The sequence below is a fragment of the Pannonibacter sp. Q-1 genome (assembly GCF_054073275.1).
Window position 1 is genome coordinate 1 of record NZ_JBSXNB010000006.1, and the last position, 16,490, is coordinate 16,490.

The following is a 16,490-nucleotide window of genomic DNA, read 5'->3' on the forward strand; positions in this document are numbered from 1 at the left end:
CTTCTTAGCAAAACCATCGCTGGTCTCGCCGAAGCGCAAAGTCAACGCCGGCCGCGTTTCCCTTCCTTCAAATATCTAATTGTCAAAGAACTGAACACAGAAGCGTTCATCACCCAACAGAAACCCGCCGCCGAACTCTCATCCGGCCACCAAAGCCACCCTGTCGGGAAGTCTCGGGAACAGCGTCCCCGCCGCCAGCGACGTTGCCGCCGTCGATGAACAGGCTTATACGCAGACCCACCGGACCGGTCAATCGCTTTCGTGACGATTTTTTGCGAGGCGGATGAATTTTTGACGGCGACATGTGGACAACCTCCCCGCACCCACCCCTCAACCCCGCAGAATTCTGCGGCTGCAAGGGGCATGACAGTTTTCAACAGGCTCCTTCAAAAAACTTTGCGGCCAGCCCGCGCCCGGCAGAACCTCCTGATCCTGCTGCATAAACCTTCTGTTAAGCCCCTCCCCTGAGGCCCCCATCGCCGGTTTCTGCTGACAGCTGCAGCTGAAAAATGCAGTCTGCCTTTCCACCGGCCGGACGACGGCCAGCATCACGGGAAACACCAATGACACGACTGACAGAAGCGGCCAGCGGGGTCTATGTGATCGCCGCCACGCCGTTCACCGAGACGGGTGACATTGACTTCAACAGCTGCGACCGCATGGTCGATCATTATCTGAATGCAGGCGCCACGGGCCTTACGCTGCTGGGCATCATGGGCGAGGCGCCGAAGCTGACTTCGGACGAGTCCGCAGCCATCGTGCGCCATATAATGAAGCGGGTGGATGGAAAGGTGCCGGTCGTGGTTGGCGCCTCAGCACCGGGCTTTGCGCAGATGCAGGACCTCACCGCCCGCGTCATGGATATGGGCGCAGCCGGTGTCATGGTTGCCCCTCCCGGTTCCCTGCGCACCGACGACCAAATCGTCACCTATTATATGCAGGTGGCCGAGTTCCTCGGAGATACCCCCTTCGTGCTGCAGGACTTCCCGCTCGTGACGGGTGTGCAGATCTCCGTTCCGGCACTCGCCCGCATCTTCAATGCCCTGCCCACCGCCGTCTGTCTGAAACATGAGGACTGGCCGGGGCTGGCCAAGATCACCGCCCTGCGCAAGGAGGGCACGCTGAACCGGCGCATCTCCATCCTGTGCGGCAATGGCGGCGTCTTCCTGCCGGAAGAGATGGAACGGGGTGCCGATGGCGCCATGACAGGCTTTGCCTATCCGGAAATGATGACGGGCGTCGTTGAAAATCACCGCAAGGGCGATATGGAGCGGGCGCGGGATCTGTTCGATGCCTATCTGCCGCTGGCCCGGATGGAACAACAGCCCGGCGCCGGTCTCGCCATCCGCAAATACATCATGTACCGGCGCGGCATTCTGGCAAGCCCCGCCCTGCGCAAACCCGGCGCGCCGCTCGATCCCCTGTCCCGTGCGGAAGTGGACCGGCTGATGGCCCGCCTTGAGAAGCGTCTGAAGGAGTTGAACTGATGGATCTTGGACTGAAGGGCAAGCGCGCCCTCGTATTGGGTGCAAGCCGCGGCCTTGGCCGGGCGATTGCCGAGGAACTCGCCCGGGAAGGCGCGCATGTGATCGCCGCGGCCCGCACCAGCGAGGCCATCGAAGCCTGGGCCGGTGCAATTCCCGGCGCGCAGGTCACGCCGCTGAAGCTGGACCTCACCGATCTCGCCGCCATTGACGCGGCGCTGGACAAGCTGCTGGCGGAAGGCGGGGTGGATATTCTCGTCAACAATATCGGCGGCCCTCCCCCCGGCCCGGCCCTGACCATGGAACGCAGCCTGTGGATCCAGCATTTCGAGGCAATGGCTGCCAACCTCTTCCATCTGTCGGGCCGCCTTGTGCCGCAGATGCAGAAGAAAGGCTGGGGCCGCGTCATCACCGTTGCCTCCTCCGGCGTGGAACAGCCGATTGCCAATCTGGCGCTTTCCAACGGCATCCGCGCTGCCGTCACCGGCTGGTCGAAGACGCTGGCCGCCGAAGTTGCCCGGGACGGGGTGACCGTCAACGTGGTGCTGCCGGGCCGCATTCTGACGACGCGTCTTGAGGAACTGGATGCGGCGGCTGCCAAGCGCACCGGCCAGCCCGTGGAAGAGGTGGCGCGCGCCTCGGCGGAAGCCATTCCGGTTGGCCGCTACGGCCGCCCGGACGAGTTTGCCGCCATGGTGGCTTTCCTCGCCTCGGAGCGGGCGTCCTATGTCACCGGCTCGCTGATCCGCGTGGATGGCGGGGCCACCCGCAGCCATTGACAAGCCAGGGCGTGACCGGAGAAGCCGTTCCGGTCACGCTTCCCCCGCGACCTTGACGATCCACTCCCGGAAGGCGCGGATCTTGCGGTTGTTCCTCCGGCCTTCCGGATAGACCAGCCAATAGCCCTCACCATTGCTGACCACGAGATCAAAAGGCTGCACCAGCAGGCCCCGCTCCAGTTCTTCCCGGTAGAAATCCGGCGTGAGAATGGCCACCCCCTGCCCGGCCACCGCCGCCTGCGCCTCCAGCACCTGCGCCCCCATCTGTGAGCGCGAACGGGCATCGAGTGCCACCGCATCATACCCGGCAGCCTTGAACCAGACCTGCCACCAGGGATCGCTCGGGTCGATGATCTTCAGCTTCAGGAGATCTGCCGGTTCCCGGACACCGCCAATGGAGGCGGCAAGGCGCGGGCTGAGCATGGGGGTGAAAGGTGCGGGCTTGACCAGATGCGCCGCCAGACCCGGCCAGTTGCCAAACCCCGCACGGATGGTCACATCCACCGCTTCGCGGGCAAAATCCACCTGATGGTTCGACACGTCGAACCGGACGGCGAGTTCGGGATGCTGCAGCTGAAAGGTGCCGATCCGCTGGGCCAGCCAGCGGGCCGCAAAGGTGGGGCCGCAGTTGATCACCAGCACGCCCTGCGCTTCCTGCCGGACGCTGGAGAACGCTCCCCGGATGAGATCGAAGGCTTCCGTCACAGGCCCGGCGAGACGGCGGCCCAGTTCCGTCAGCTCCACCTGACGGGCCTTCCTCAGGAACAGCGGCCCGCCGGACCGCTCCTCCAGCAGCTTGATCTGATAGCTGACGGCGGCCTGCGTCATCCCCAGCTCTTCGGCGGCACGGGTGAAGTTGCTATGGCGGGCGGCGGCCTCAAAAACGCGGAGCGCCGCCAGAGGAGGCAAGTCTGACACAAGCTGTCCTTATGATTCCTGCGCGAGCTTTGATTGGATCGGAACAATGCATCAAACGTATGGTGCGGGCAACTTCAACCGGGACATGAACCGAAATGACGCTCCACGGCAGCGCGGGAAACCTGATTTTCCGTCTTGTTCTCAAGCTTCTGGCGGCCTCTTCCACACAGGAGGCAGCCATGTCTGCAAGGCTGGAAGACCAGCACAGGGTCTGGGTTCCCCGTAAGGATGCCTTGCCGGAGCACCTGCAGCAAGACATAGGCCTGACTGATGGCAAGAACGGGCGGCGCGGCAGGTGAGAGAAACGCATTCAAAGGAAGAGGAAGAAACTGCCTGAGGCCGCAGCGCCCCTCTGCCCTCTTGAGCTACTGAATGCACACATCTTGCTCGAAGCCGGAGACGGTTTGGGGAAAGGCTGCAATCTGGTCACTCCGGCATGGCGTTTCAGCCCCCCTCCCCCTCGTGGGGAGGGGTTAGGGGTGGGGGGAAAAGCCTTTCAGTCTGGCAGAGCACTCATTGGTTCCGGCGAGCGCTCCTCTTGAAGCCTCTTCAGGAAAAGGTTCATTTTTCAAACGCTTGCAGGCTGAGAGCCCCCACCCCTTACCCCTCCCCACCAGGGGGGAGGGGAGCGGAGAGGTCCTGCCACAGATCCGATACATCACTGCGGGCGGTCTCCGAAGCTGATGTGTGAATCCCCGCCCCCTTCCAACACCATTCCAAGCACCAAAAAGGCCGTGCAGACCCACCTCTGCACGGCCTTTTTTCCTGAGGGTGCCAAAGGCTTGATGTCAGCCGTTGCCCCCGTTCAGGATTTCCAGAAGGTGCTGGAAGCGGAGCCCGGCCATGGAGACCCCATCCAGCACCATGTCATCCAGCTCATCCTCGGCCTGGCCGCCGCCGCCCTTGCCGCGCAGGGTCGTGGTGCGCAGGCGGTCGGCCAGAAACACGGCCAGCGCCTTGTAGAAGCGGGCGGCGAAGGCTGCGTTCTCCTCCAGCCGCTGCTCGATGCGGCGCTTTTCCAGTGCCAGAACGCGGGTCTCGCGGGCGGCCACGACGGTGGCAGAGGGCGGCGCCTTGTCGACGAAGGACATTTCGCCGAGGATTTCGCCGCTCGACAGGCTGGCGACGGTGCCGACACCGGTCACCTGCACATCCACCTGCCCGTCCAGCACGATGAAGAGATCCGCCGTGGCGCGGCCTTCCTGAATGAGCACAGCGCCCGCAGCCACGGTCCGGCGCTCGCCGGTCTGGGCCATCCAGGCGATGTCCGCGTCATCCAGCTGACCCAGTATGTAAAGAACCTTGCGCATGAAAATCCGTCCTCAGTTCAAACCAGCTGGCGGCGGGCATGCGCCGCAAAATGTCCATTGAGTGCCATGAGTTCGGCGTAGCTGCCGGTCTCCACCACCCGCCCCTTGTCGAGCATGATGATGCGGTCGACGCTTTCGATGGTGCTGAGCCGGTGGGCAATGACGAGCCTTGTCACCGGCAGCCGCTGCAGGGTTTCGGTGACGATGGCCTGCGTGCGGTTGTCGAGGGCGCTTGTCGCCTCATCGAGGAACAGCACCGCCGGCTTGCTGATCAGCGCCCGCGCCAGAAGAATGCGCTGGCGCTGGCCACCCGACAGCGTGCCGCCGCCGTCCAGCATCACCGTGTGCAGGCCCATGGGCATCTGCTCGATGTCCTTGTCGAGGCCGACCATCTTCGCCGCCTCCAGCGAGGCATCCATGCCGAGGCCGCTTTCGCCGGCGATGTTGTCATGGATGCTGCCGGCCATGATGCGGCCATGCTGCAGCACCACGCCGATCTGGCGGCGCACCTGCGCCAGATCCAGCCGGCTGAGGGAATGGCCATCAAAGAAGATGTCGCCCAGCTCCGGCCGGTCGAAGCCGAGCAAAAGCCGCAGGAGCGTGGATTTGCCGGAGCCAGATGCCCCGACGATGGCAACGAACTCGCCCTTGCCGATGCGCACGCTCAGCTCGTTGAGCGCCAGCGGGGCTTTCTCCGAATAACGGAAGGAGACATTGCGGATGTCGATGGCACCGGAGAGTTTCACCGGGCGGCTTTCCGGCGGCGGTGCATCCGGCACGGCCTCGATGATCGGCCCGGCACGCTCGATCAGCGGCACCGCAGAAAGCGACTGGATCAGCGCCCCGGCCAGCGCCGAAATGCCGCCAAGCACCTGGGCAAAGGCCGTCGAGACGGTGATGAAATCGGCCAGCGAGAAGCCTTTGCCTGCATCACCGCCGCTCGCCGCCTTCTCCATGTCCGCCTTCAGGAAATAGAGGATCATGGCATAGAGCACGATGGTGGCGAGTTGCGGCAGGAGCGCATCGGCAGCACCTTGCAGATTGGCCCAGCGACCGGCCTTCACGGCATGGCGCATGTTCTGCGCGAAAAGGCCCGACCACCGGCCAAAGCCCATCGCCTCGCTGGCAGAGGCCTTGAGCTTGGTGACGCCCATCAGCATCTGCACCACGAAGCTTTCGATCCGCCCTTTCAGGGCCATGCGCTGGCGCTCGTGAATGAGTGCGCGGTAGCTGATCGCCACGTTGATGAGCCCGATGAACACCGCCAGCAGCAGCACGATCAGCGCCAGCCTTTTGTCCACCGTGAGGATCGGCACGAGGCTGATGATGGAGAACACGCTGCTCGCCGCCGCGCTGGTGAAGCTGGAGGTGATCACCTCACGCGCGGCCTGAATGCCGAGCACACGGTCGGAAATGTCGCCCACAGCATAGCGGCGGAAGAAGGCGGGCGGCAGCCGCAGCAGACGCAGCAGCATCGCCGGTTGCAGGCGGCTTTCAAAACCCAGTTCGGAGCGCAGCATGGTCAGCCCCTTGCCCGCATCAAACACCGCCCGGGCCAGCGCTGCAGCCAGCAAACCGCCGATGATCACCCAGGTGAGGTTGAGATTGGCATAGGGGATCGCGTCGCTGACAAGGAAGCGCGAGCCATAGGGCACCAGCGTTGCCAGAATGGCGGCGGCCAGCATCAGCAGCACCAGCCGCACCCGGTCCGCCGCAAGGCTGGCAAAGCCGAACGCAAAGAGGTCACGGAAGCGCAGGGAGCTGGCGGGCAGCGCGGGATAGATCTGCACAGCATCGGCCGCAAGGCCGGTGGTGCCGCTGCCTTCCGTGCCGTCGCTGGCAATCGGCGTCACACGCGGGCCGTCATGCACATGCCAGCGCCCCTTGCGGAACAGCAGCGCCACGGGACGGCGCTCTTCGCCCATGAAGCCGATCAGCGGCAGGCCGGGCAGCAGCGTCCAGCCGGGCCGTAGCAGCACGGTGCGCCGGGTCATCTGGTGGCGCGAGACGATGATGTCGAGGCGGCTGCGCCCCTCCTCAAGCCCGCCCGGCGTGTCGAAGGCTTCCAGCTTCGGCGCAACCTTCAGGGCACCAAAGATGCGCAACAGGCTGGAGCGCAGCGGATCCGGGTCTTCGGCAGCAGCCGGAGTGACGGCCGCTTCGACTGCATGCCCGGCGGCGGCAGAGGCGAGTTCGGAAAGAGCCTGCGTCTTGCGCGCTTCGCCCAGCTTGCGCCTTTCGCTGCGCCAGTCGTGCTGGCTGCGCAAGGCTTCGCGTTCGCAAAGGCTGTTGGCCAGCGCCAGCAGCAGCACGGCGTCGCTGCCTTCACCGCCTTCTGCCGCGTCATCAGGCACCGGCGGCAGGTCCGCGGCCTGGGCCAGAACCTCCTGCCAGCGCTGCACCGCTTCTGCGGCCACCGGCTCGCCGGGGGCACAACGGCGCAAGGCACTGTCCGCACCGCCAACGCCAACAAGGGCCAGGCTGCGGCCATCGCTCAGCGCAGCAGCGGCGATGCCGCGCGCAAGCGCCCCTTCTTCCAGCCGGAACAGGAACAGGCGGCGGCCTTCAAGCGGCGCGCCGAAGACGGCGAACACATCGAGATAGCCGCGCTCGATGAGGATCCACTGTGCCGGGTCATCGAGCACATGCGGATGGGCACTGCCGGAGGGCAGGTAAGCACCAGAAACCAGAGCGGGATGGGAGCCTTGTGTCATGTCCGCCTCACTGCGCGCCCGTCTGGATGAGATCCGCATAGGCACCATTGGCGGCCATCAGGCTGTCATGGGTGCCGCGCTCGACGATTTCGCCCCGATCCATCACGATGATCTCCGAGCAGTCGCGCACGGTGCTGAGCCGGTGGGCGATGATGATGCAGGTGCAGCCGCGGCGGCGCAGGTTGTCATCGATGGCCTTTTCCGTCTGCGGATCGAGGGCAGCGGTGGCTTCATCCAGCACCAGAATGGCCGGGTCGCCGACAAGGGCACGGGCCAGTTCCAGCCGCTGGCGCTGGCCGCCGGAGAAGTTGCGCCCGCCCTCCTCCACATGAGCGTCGAGTTCGCCGGGGCGCGACACGATGTCATCAAGGATCGCCGCATCTTCCAGCGCCCGGGTGATGGCATCATCGGGCACATCCGGGTTCCACAGCGTCAGGTTCTCGCGCACGGTGCCTTCAAAGAGGAAGATGTCCTGATCCACATAGGCGATGTTGGCCGCACGCTGGAACTGGTCCATTTGGGAAAGCGGCACGCCATCGAGGCGGATTTCCCCTTCCCAGGGCGCCACGAGCCCGCAGATCAGCCGCCCCAGCGTGGACTTGCCGCAGCCCGAGCGGCCGACAAGGGCAATACGTTCGCCCGGACGGGCGGACAGGGAAATGCGCTCGAACAGCGGCTCATCCAGCGGATTGTAGCCATAGCGGATGGCGTCGACCTCCAGTGCACCGCTCATCAGCCGCGACGCGCCACCGGCCGGGCTCTGTGTCAGCGGATCGGGCTGGTTGCGCATGGCGTCATCGACGCGGTTGAGATCGGCGCGGATGTTGGCAAGCTTCGGCGACAGGGCCACGAGGCTGACAAGCGGCGCGGAGAAGCTGGCGGCCAGAAGCTGGAAGGCCACGAGATCGCCCAGTGTCATTGCCCCCTGCATCACCCGGAAGGCGCCCGCGCCCAGAATGGCCACATCCACCAGACCGGTGAGCAGCGCCGGGGCGAGCGAGGTGATCAGCGCCCGCGAGCCCGATTCCTGCACCGCATTGAGCAGCCTTGCATGAATGCCGGCCCAGCGCCCGAAGGAGGAGGTTTCAAGGCCCGAGGCCTTGATGGTCTCGATGTTGTAGATGAGACCGACCGTGGTGCCGCCCAGCTTGCCATGCTCCACCGCGAGGCGGATGGAGGATTGCTTCAGCCGCTCCTGCACCACGCGCAGCACCACGAGGTTCGGCAGGCTGAGCGCAATGGTCAGCGCACCCAGCACCGGATCATAGCTGACCAGCACCACGGCAAAGAAGGCGAGCGTGCCCCAGTTCAGAACCGCATTGGCCATGTCGGCGGAGATGACCTCCGCCACCCGCTCGCTCGCCTCGACGCGGGAGGCAATTTCACCGGCGCTGCGCTGGGAGAAGAAGGACATGGGCAAATGCAGCACCCTCCAGACGAAGGCACCCGCGCCGGAAATCGTCAGCTTGGTGCGCAATCTCAGGATCAGCGACGAGCGCAGCCATGTGAGGCCGGTCTTGATCAGGGCCGTCAGACCCAGCGCGATCAGCAGCGGGCGCGTCAGATGCTCCTGCTGCTGCATCAAGATGCCATCGACGAAGATCTTGGCGAAGACCGGCAGCACCACACCGGGGATGACGAGCGCAAGGCTCAGAAGCCCGATCAGCCACAGCGCTCCGTGCGAGGACGAAACACGCGCGCGGAAGGCGGAGAGCAGCCCCTCGGGCTTGCGCGTCTTGCGGAAGGCATCCGTCTTCTCGAAGGTCAGGACCACACCGGTGAAGGCTTCACTCAGCTCCTCACGGGTGATGACACGCGGCCCCAGCGCCGGATCGTTGATATAGGCATGGGTCTCCGTCATGCCCTCGAAAACCACATAGTGGTTGAAGTTCCAGTGCAGGATGGCGGGCCAGGGCAGATCGGTCAGCGCCTCCGGCTCCTTGCGGAAGCCCTTGGCGGTGAAGCCATATTGCCGGGCAGCCTTCAGCAGGCTGCTGGCCTTGGAGCCATCACGCGAAACGCCGCAGGCAACGCGCAGCTGTTCCAGCGGAATCCAGGCTCCGTGATGGGCGAGGATCATGGCAAGGCTGGCCGCACCGCATTCCACCGCCTCCATCTGCAGGATGGACGGCGTGGCCTTGCGGCGGCGCTTTGCGGGTTTGGGGGGCGTGTCCGTGCTCATGCGGCCGCTCACCCTGCCAGCCCCGAGACCTTGCGCAGCCAGGGAATGACGTAGCTGATCGGGCGCCGCCAGGCGACGGTCACTTCCGCTTCGGCCATCGAACCGCTGCTGAACTGCTGCTCAGGCCCGGAGCCACCGCTCCAGGCGAAGCCACTCGGCGTATTGGCGTCCGGTGTCAGCAGCACCCGCGCAGCAAAGGGCGCGCCCTTGGACGAGAAGCTCTGCACCAGCTGGTCATTGCGCAGGATGGCCTGCATCGCCTGGGCCGTGGTGGGGAAGTCGGAAACCGCCGCCACCGTGCCCTCCATCATGCCATATTCCTCGCGCCGGACCGTGGAGGGGGCGATCTGCACCGGCATGCCGGAGACCACGCGCTTGCCATCATTGGGCGGAAGGTACAGCAGAAGCTCCAGCCCGGCCGCCCCGCTCTCGATGCTCAGCAGCGCCTGCCCCGGCGCGATGCGGGTGCCGGGCACGGCCTTCCACTCCACCACGCGGCCATTTGCGGGGCTGGTGATGGTTTCCTGCTGACGCAGCTGGATTTCCAGCTCGGCCTTCTGCCGTTCTGCATCTGCCAGCCGTTCCTCGGAGGAGCGGATGTCCCGGTCGTTGGAATTGCGCTGCACGATGGCGTCGCTTTCCACCTGCGAGATCTGGCTGCGCGCTTCCAGCTCGCTCTGCCGCGCCTCGGCCAGCGCCCTGCGGGTTTCCAGCAATTGCTGCCAGGTGATGAGCCGCCGGTCGAACAGCGCCGTATCGCGCTTTTCCTGCTCGTCCAGCACCCGCACCCGCTCCTGCGCATCGCTGACACGCATGGTCAGGGCGTTGACGCGGGCCGCCTGCGTCTGATCGGCGGCACGGGTGCGCTCCGCCACCTGCCCCTTCAGTTCCTCCAGAAGCGCCTTGCGCTCCGCGATCACCGCGTTGATGTTGTCGAGCTGCTGGCGCAGGGCGGGCTGGATTACCCGTGCCACCACCTGCCCCTGCTGCACGCCGCCGCCGACCTCCACCAGAATATCCGTCAGCGTGCCGTCACCCGTCGCCACCGCATCGACAACGCGCCCACCCGTGGTGATCAGAATGCCCGACCCCTTCACCCGTTCGGGCACACGGCCCAGAATGGACCAGCCAATCGCCAGCGCAATGAGGGCAAACAGCGTCAGCATGGCCAGCAGGTCGCGCGGGCGCGTCAGCGAGATCAGCTGGTCCAGCTGCTCGGGAGAGGAAAGCCGGTCCAGCGCCGCCTGCCGGAACAGCCGGATGGCCTGATTGGACGCGCCGTCCTGCGGCGCCGGGCTCGGTTGCGATGACATGGCCCCTGCCTTCTCTTACTGCGCCGCAGCAGCACGTGCGGCGGCTACGGTCTTCGTTCCGCTTGCGGACGGCGTTTCCTTCGGCTGCATCAGCAGCCTTGCATCTTCCGGCGACCATCCCCCGCCCAGCGCCCGGTAAAGCGCGATGGCGGCCTGGAAGCGCGCAAGGCGCAGCTGTTCCAGACTGTCAGAGGCGGAGAAATATTCCCGCTGGGTGTTCAGCACCGTCGTCATGTCCACTTGCCCGGCTTCCAGCTGCTCCTGTGTCAGCTCATAGGCCCGGCGCGCCGCATCCACGGCCTTTCCGGCAATCGCCAGTTCCTCTCCGCTCGTGTTCAGCGCCACCAGCGCCTTCTCCACATCGGACAGGGAGGAGAGAACCGCCTGCTCGTAGGTGGCAATCAACTCCTCCCGCCGGGCTTCGGCCCCCTTCATCTGCGCCGCCAGCCGGGGCGCATCGAAGAGCGGCTGGGTCAGCTGGCTGGTGAAGTTGGCAACCCCGGATGCAGGCGAAATCAGCGTGCTCGTGGTCAAGCTCTCGAAGCCGCGCTGCAGCGAGAAACTCAGGCTGGGCAGCATCGCCGCCCGGGCAGCACCCACATCCTGCGAGGCAGCCAGAATCTGCGCTTCGGCCTGACGCACGTCCGGCCGGCGGCTCAGCACATCTGAGGGCAGCCCGGCGGTCAGCGGCGGCAGCTTCAGGCCCTTCAGCCCGCCCTTGCCAAGGCTGACATCCCCCGGACGGGTGCCAACGAGCAGCGCCAGTGAGAGTTCCGCCTGCGACGCCGACCTTCTGAGGCTGACGATCGCGGCCTCCTGCTGGCGCACCACAGTTTCCTGCTGGGCCAGCGTCACCTGTGTGGCCGACCCGGCCTCCACCCGCTCGCGGATGCTGTCCATCACCTTGCGGGCAAGCGTGAGGTTCTGCCGCGCAATCGCCAGCCGGTCACGCAGGGACAGAACGGTCACATAGGTCTGTGCCGTTTCCGCCGTCACAGCCAGACGTGTTGCGGCAAGCGCAAAGACACCTGCCTCCTCACGGCGGGCTGCGGCGGAGTAAAGCGCGGCATTCTTGCCCCAGAAGTCCAATTCCCAGGAAGCAGACAGGCCCGCACGGCGCAGCTGCTGCTGCGGCAGGCGCCCGCTTTCCAGCCCCGCGGCCGTGGCGGATGACCGGTAGGTCGTTGTCGTTCCGCTGAGCGACCCCGATGGCAGCAGCCCCGTTCCGGCCTGCAGCGCACCCCATTCTGCCTGACGGACGCGGGCAATCGCGGCTGCAATATCCTTGCTCCCCTCTTCGGCACGGGAAACGAGCGCAGCAAGCTCCGGCGAGCCAAAGGCCGCCCAGAACGCCGGCGCGGCAACCGGTGCACGCATCAGCGCCTGACTGCGCGGGTCCTGATGGATATAGGCGGACGGCATCGCCGGAGAAAAATCATCGGACGGCACAAGCGGATTGCCCACCAGCGCGCAGCCGGACAGCAGAGCACCCAGAAGCCCCACGGCCCCGACGCGCCTCACCCCGGCAAGCGGGAGCGAAATCCCCTTACGCATCACTCCAAGCCGCCCGACACGCCACATACCAGCCCCACATTCCCCAAACACGTAACACCCGGCGGCGGAGCAACCCCGAAAGCACCCAAAAAACGCCAGCCGCATCCAGCATCAAAGAGCAGGCACTGGCAATCCCGGCGGCGTTCAATACACACCCGAAATCAAGCAGGAGAACTATTGAAGGCGGCAAAAAATCATCTGAAAATTAAACAAAAACAAATAAAAAATACTCACATCCAAAAGAATATCAACAATAATGAGAATAGGCATATATGAAATAACGACTGATAAGCCATAGATCAACGGCCATTGATATTCCACTACTTCAGCACATCAAATTACGTGGTATCAATATCGGACAGAGTACGTGCGATCGTCGAAGCCTTTGCCAAGCGCAAGGTGCTGATCAGCGGAAGCCGGTCTGGAGATCACCTGATGAATGCTGCAGCCCCTCTCAAGCACCCTGTTCCGGGCACGCTCCGTGCCGCGGCTGGATGCCTGTGGGAGGGCACGGAGCCTCAGAACGCTGCAGCTCTTGAGATCCTCAACGCCGGGCAGCAGGTCATCACGCCCCCCGTCCGCGACGCCGTTGTCCAGAACCTCGTGTCCCTCTTCCGCGGTGACTATCTGCTGGCACGGCTGATGCTGGAGGAAGGCCGCTTCATGGTGTTTCAGGCCATCCTGTGCCTGAGCGCCGCCCAGAACCCGGAAGACCGGGACAGCTGGCTGACACTCGGGCGCCTTCAGGCGCGCCTCTCCTCGTCGGGCCTGACCAGCCGCAACCGGATCGAAGCGCTGGTGGCCATTTTCGAGCGCTATGGCTTCATCGAGCGGCGCAAGGCGGAAGAGGATCTGCGGATCAGCATCCTGATGCCGACAGCCCGCATGTGGTCCGCCGATGCGCTTTTCACTGAAATGCATCTGTCCCCCCTGTGCCGGGAGCACGGCCAGGAAGAAACGTCTGCCGGCGCCAGCCAGCTTCTGGCGCGTCTCAGCCATGGCGGCGAGGCAAATGGCAGCCAGCACCAGCATGCCGACCCGATGGCACCGGCCTGGTCGGAGCGCAGCATCGCCCCGGCAACGGCAGGCCACCGCAACTGGCGCCGCAGCTTTGCCCCCCTGCTGCAGGATTACTTCGGCATGCGGATGCAGCACCGGTCCATTTCGGCGCTGGCCGAGCGGGACGGCGGTTACCTTACACTTTTGATGCTGCTGCATGAGGCTGCCCAGACCGGCAGCAGCCGCATCCAGATGGGTTATGAATCCATCTCGGAACATGCCGGCATTTCCAGAACCCACGCCCGCCTGCTGATGGAACAAGCCGAAACGCAGGGCCTCGTTCAGCTGCACGCACGCGGCGGCCGCGACATCGAAGTCCGGCAGAGTGCCTGGGACGCGATGGACAGCTGGCTGACCGGCAACTTCGCTTACCTGCTCGCCACTGTCTGATGCCAGACATAGAAAAGGCGCCAGCCAGACGGCCGGCGCCTGAGTTTGCTGACAACCCTTCGGTCTCTCCATCGTCCTCCTCAGCCTTGTGCCGAGGATCTACACAAATCAATTGATTTGCAGATGGCCGGGACAAGCCCGGCCATGCAGCAGGAGAAGAAAGCTTCCGTCAGTTGCTGGACGCAGGACGGATCTTGACGATGGTGCCGCGCTGTCCGCCGCGCGGGTCCGGGCAGGGGTTGCCCTCGGCACCGCCCGCTGCATAGTCCAGAATTTCATCCGGAAGCTCGTCCTGCGCGATGGCGCGCGGCAGCACCAGAACCACTTCGCCCGGCACTTCTTCCAGCACACGGATCTTGAAACCGGGGATCGGATCGACGCCGATCAGCTGCTTCAGCGCCGCACGCGGGTCCTGCAGCAACAGCTTGCGGAAGGCCTCGTCGGACTGCGCCGTGTCGATCAGCGCGCGCTCGATATGCTGACGGGCCTGCGTCATGGGATCGGGAACGTGGGACATTTTCTCTCCGCCTCTGTCTTGGAAAACAATTCAGGGCCAGCCAGTCGGGCAGGCCGTGCAAGCCATCCTGCCCGCCGGGCAGGCTCATCGTCAGATGGCGCCCAGGCTGCAGAAATCATCTGCCCCCGTTATAGGCGCAGCGGACCGGGCCCTGCCGGATTGGACCTCAAAAGTGCCAAAACAAACCGCCGCGCCTGCGCTAGTAAGAGGGCAGACAAACCGGGCAGCCGCGGGGCGGCCGGTCTATGGCGGCAGGCCCAAATGGACACCATGACAGCACAGGATCTGGACACGCATGTGCCGCAGATCCGCGAAACCAGACCCGAAGAAGCACCGGCCCTTGCCGCGCTGACCGCAGGCGCGCTGCAGTGGATGCTTGCCGCGCCCACTGAGGACATGCGTGTGCTGCGCCTTGCCGCCTTCATCGGCGATGAGCCCGCCGGACTGGTCCTCTCCTGTGCTGGCGAAGGCGGCCTGCAGGAGCTCACCTCCATCATGGTGGCACCACAGTGGCGTGGCCGGGGCATCGCCATGATGCTGCTGGCCCGGCTGAGCCAGACCCTGCGCAAGGGCGGGCGGCGCGGCATCTATGCCCGCTGGTCCAGCCGCCTGCCGCGTGCCGCCGAGTTTGCCCGGCTGCTGGCCTCCTCTGGATGGGGCCAGCCCGAAGTCTCGCGCCGCCGCATGTCCTGGCGCATTGGTGACTGGCCGAAAGGCTTTCCCTCGCGCGACCGCATCCTCACGCGGCTGGAGGCCAAGGGGCTGCGCTGCACCCGCCTCGACGCTCTGGATGACGCCGGACGCCGGCAGCTTGTGCAGGAGGGGCAGGACCTGATTGCGCAGGGTTGCGCCCCGGAATGGTCCAATCCCGCATACTGGGCGCAAGGCGAAGGGGCAGGCCTGAGCCAGATCCTGTTTGACGGAACGGGCGCGGTTCAGGGCTGGCTTGTGTGCGTGCAGCAATCCGCCTTCCAGCGCTGGTACATTCCGCAGGGCTGGGTCGTGCGCGAGCGCATCCAGCAGGGCTGGCTTCTGGGCGGCATTGCCCGGCTGGTGCAGGTGCTGGAGGAAGAGGCCGGGCCCGACACCCTCCTCATCTGCCAGCCGCCCGCCGATGTGCCCGGCGGCATGGAGCAGATGCTCTACAAGCACTTCGGCAGCCACGCAGCTTCCACCGATTATCTCTTCGAGAGCGAATACATATTCAGCGCAGACTGAATGCTCCGGAGCCCGTACAACACCACTGTGAGCACGTGCATGTCCCCGACACCAGCCAGGCCCCCATCGATGCATCTGACGGAGCCGATTGAGATCAGACCTTGCAGGCCGGACGACCTGCCCCGCTTCGCGCCGCTGACGGCGCAGGGTCTTTCGTCCACGCTGCGTGACGGGATCACCGGCGCGGAGCAGGACCGCTACTGCCATCTCGGCCTGTGGCTGGGCGACATTCCCGCAGGACTGCTTCTGTCCCGGCACAGCAGCATGGTGCCCGGCGAGCAGGAGCTTCTGTCCGTGATGGTGCTGCCGCTTCTGCGCCGCCAGCGTCTGGCGCTCCGCCTGCTGGAAGCCTTTGCCGCAAGAATGAAGGCGGAAGGGCGCACACAGCTCGCCACCCAATGGTCCGAACGGCTGCCGCAGGGCGAGGCCTTCGCCGGTCTGCTGGCCGCCTCCGGCTGGCAGCCTGCAGCCAAGGCGCGGCTGCGCATGGCCTTTCACGTAGGCGAACGGCACGACGCCCTGCCGCAGCACGGGATGCTGATGCAGCAGCTTCAGCGCCGGGGCCTCGTTCTGAAATCTCTGACCAATCTGAACGCCCGCGAGGAAGCAGGCCTTTCTGCTGCCACGACCGGGCTCACCGCCCGCCACGCCCTGCCCGCCTGGGCCAATCCGCAGCTGTGGCAGGACGGGCTGGACCGGGAAGTCTCGCAGGTGCTCCTCGGTGCCGGGGGAGAGCTTCTGGGCTGGCTTCTGGCGCAACATCATTCGGCGCCCGGGCGCTGGACATTGCCCTGCGGCTGGCTGTCGCCGTCCGTCCACTGGCATGTTGCACTGATTGCCGGGATGGGCGAGCTTCTGGCCCGGCTGGAAGAGATACGCGGCCTCCAGTCCAGCCTCATCCTGCAGCCCACCACAACGGAAGGCGCCAAGGTCTGCCGCCTTCTCGACCGCCGCTTCCGCCCCCATGCCATGTGGGCCGACAGCATCCTGGAAAGCCACAAGCCGCTGCTCGATTGAGCGGGCTGGTCTCAACGCAGGACGGAACTCTGCAA

The 16,490-nt window shown here is 65.3% G+C and carries 13 protein-coding genes; 6 read left to right on the forward strand and 7 right to left on the reverse strand.

Going from position 1 to position 16,490, the window contains the following annotated elements:
- The 3 genes from ACVNHC_RS17160 to ACVNHC_RS17170 all read left to right on the forward strand — a co-directional run.
- Nucleotides 1–219, forward strand: a 219-nt coding sequence (locus ACVNHC_RS17160; protein WP_457168273.1) for a hypothetical protein, incomplete at its 5' end; no start/stop codon positions are given.
- 344 nt (nt 220–563) lie between these two features.
- Nucleotides 564–1,487: a dihydrodipicolinate synthase family protein gene (locus tag ACVNHC_RS17165; RefSeq protein ID WP_457168275.1), complete on the forward strand. Its 924-nt coding sequence runs from the start codon at nt 564–566 to the stop codon at nt 1,485–1,487.
- Entirely contained in the window at nt 1,487–2,263 is a 777-nt protein-coding gene (locus tag ACVNHC_RS17170; RefSeq protein WP_457168277.1) for an SDR family oxidoreductase, read from the forward strand. The genes ACVNHC_RS17165 and ACVNHC_RS17170 overlap by 1 nt, the downstream gene beginning before the upstream one ends.
- A 33-nt stretch (nt 2,264–2,296) precedes the next feature.
- Here the strand turns inward: ACVNHC_RS17170 and ACVNHC_RS17175 are convergent, their stop codons facing one another.
- The 6 genes from ACVNHC_RS17175 to ACVNHC_RS17200 all read right to left on the reverse strand — a co-directional run bounded on the left by ACVNHC_RS17175 (nt 2,297) and on the right by ACVNHC_RS17200 (nt 12,254).
- Nucleotides 2,297–3,172 carry a LysR substrate-binding domain-containing protein gene (locus tag ACVNHC_RS17175; protein WP_457168585.1) on the reverse strand — a complete coding sequence of 292 codons (876 nt, stop codon included), beginning with the start codon at nt 3,170–3,172 and terminating at the stop codon, nt 2,297–2,299.
- 797 nt (nt 3,173–3,969) lie between these two features.
- Nucleotides 3,970–4,491, reverse strand: coding sequence for a cyclic nucleotide-binding domain-containing protein (locus tag ACVNHC_RS17180; protein ID WP_457168278.1), 522 nt, complete (start codon nt 4,489–4,491; stop codon nt 3,970–3,972).
- A gap of 17 nt (nt 4,492–4,508) precedes the next feature.
- Nucleotides 4,509–7,205, reverse strand: coding sequence for an ATP-binding cassette domain-containing protein (locus ACVNHC_RS17185; protein WP_457168280.1), 2,697 nt, complete (start codon nt 7,203–7,205; stop codon nt 4,509–4,511).
- A gap of 7 nt (nt 7,206–7,212) precedes the next feature.
- Nucleotides 7,213–9,387, reverse strand: a complete 2,175-nt coding sequence (locus ACVNHC_RS17190) for an NHLP family bacteriocin export ABC transporter peptidase/permease/ATPase subunit (RefSeq protein ID WP_457168282.1) — start codon at nt 9,385–9,387, stop codon at nt 7,213–7,215.
- An 8-nt stretch (nt 9,388–9,395) separates the two neighbouring features.
- Entirely contained in the window at nt 9,396–10,700 is a 1,305-nt protein-coding gene (locus tag ACVNHC_RS17195) for an NHLP bacteriocin system secretion protein (protein WP_094463937.1), read from the reverse strand.
- A gap of 15 nt (nt 10,701–10,715) precedes the next feature.
- Nucleotides 10,716–12,254, reverse strand: a complete 1,539-nt coding sequence (locus tag ACVNHC_RS17200) for an efflux transporter outer membrane subunit (protein ID WP_457168284.1) — start codon at nt 12,252–12,254, stop codon at nt 10,716–10,718.
- A gap of 435 nt (nt 12,255–12,689) precedes the next feature.
- Here ACVNHC_RS17200 and ACVNHC_RS17205 point away from each other — a divergent pair, with 435 nt between their 5' ends.
- Nucleotides 12,690–13,703 carry a hypothetical protein gene (locus ACVNHC_RS17205; protein WP_457168286.1) on the forward strand — a complete coding sequence of 338 codons (1,014 nt, stop codon included), beginning with the start codon at nt 12,690–12,692 and terminating at the stop codon, nt 13,701–13,703.
- 169 nt (nt 13,704–13,872) lie between these two features.
- On the opposite strand, the gene ACVNHC_RS17210 is transcribed toward ACVNHC_RS17205, so the two are convergent.
- A complete protein-coding gene (locus ACVNHC_RS17210) occupies nt 13,873–14,220 on the reverse strand; it encodes an NHLP leader peptide family RiPP precursor (protein WP_050475247.1) in 348 nt (115 codons plus the stop codon).
- Nucleotides 14,221–14,481: 261 nt separating this feature from the next.
- Between ACVNHC_RS17210 and ACVNHC_RS17215 the strand changes: the two genes are divergently transcribed.
- Nucleotides 14,482–15,438: a GNAT family N-acetyltransferase gene (locus ACVNHC_RS17215; protein WP_457168288.1), complete on the forward strand. Its 957-nt coding sequence runs from the start codon at nt 14,482–14,484 to the stop codon at nt 15,436–15,438.
- 69 nt (nt 15,439–15,507) lie between these two features.
- Nucleotides 15,508–16,455, forward strand: coding sequence for a hypothetical protein (locus ACVNHC_RS17220; protein ID WP_457168290.1), 948 nt, complete (start codon nt 15,508–15,510; stop codon nt 16,453–16,455).
- Nucleotides 16,456–16,490 lie beyond the last annotated feature (35 nt).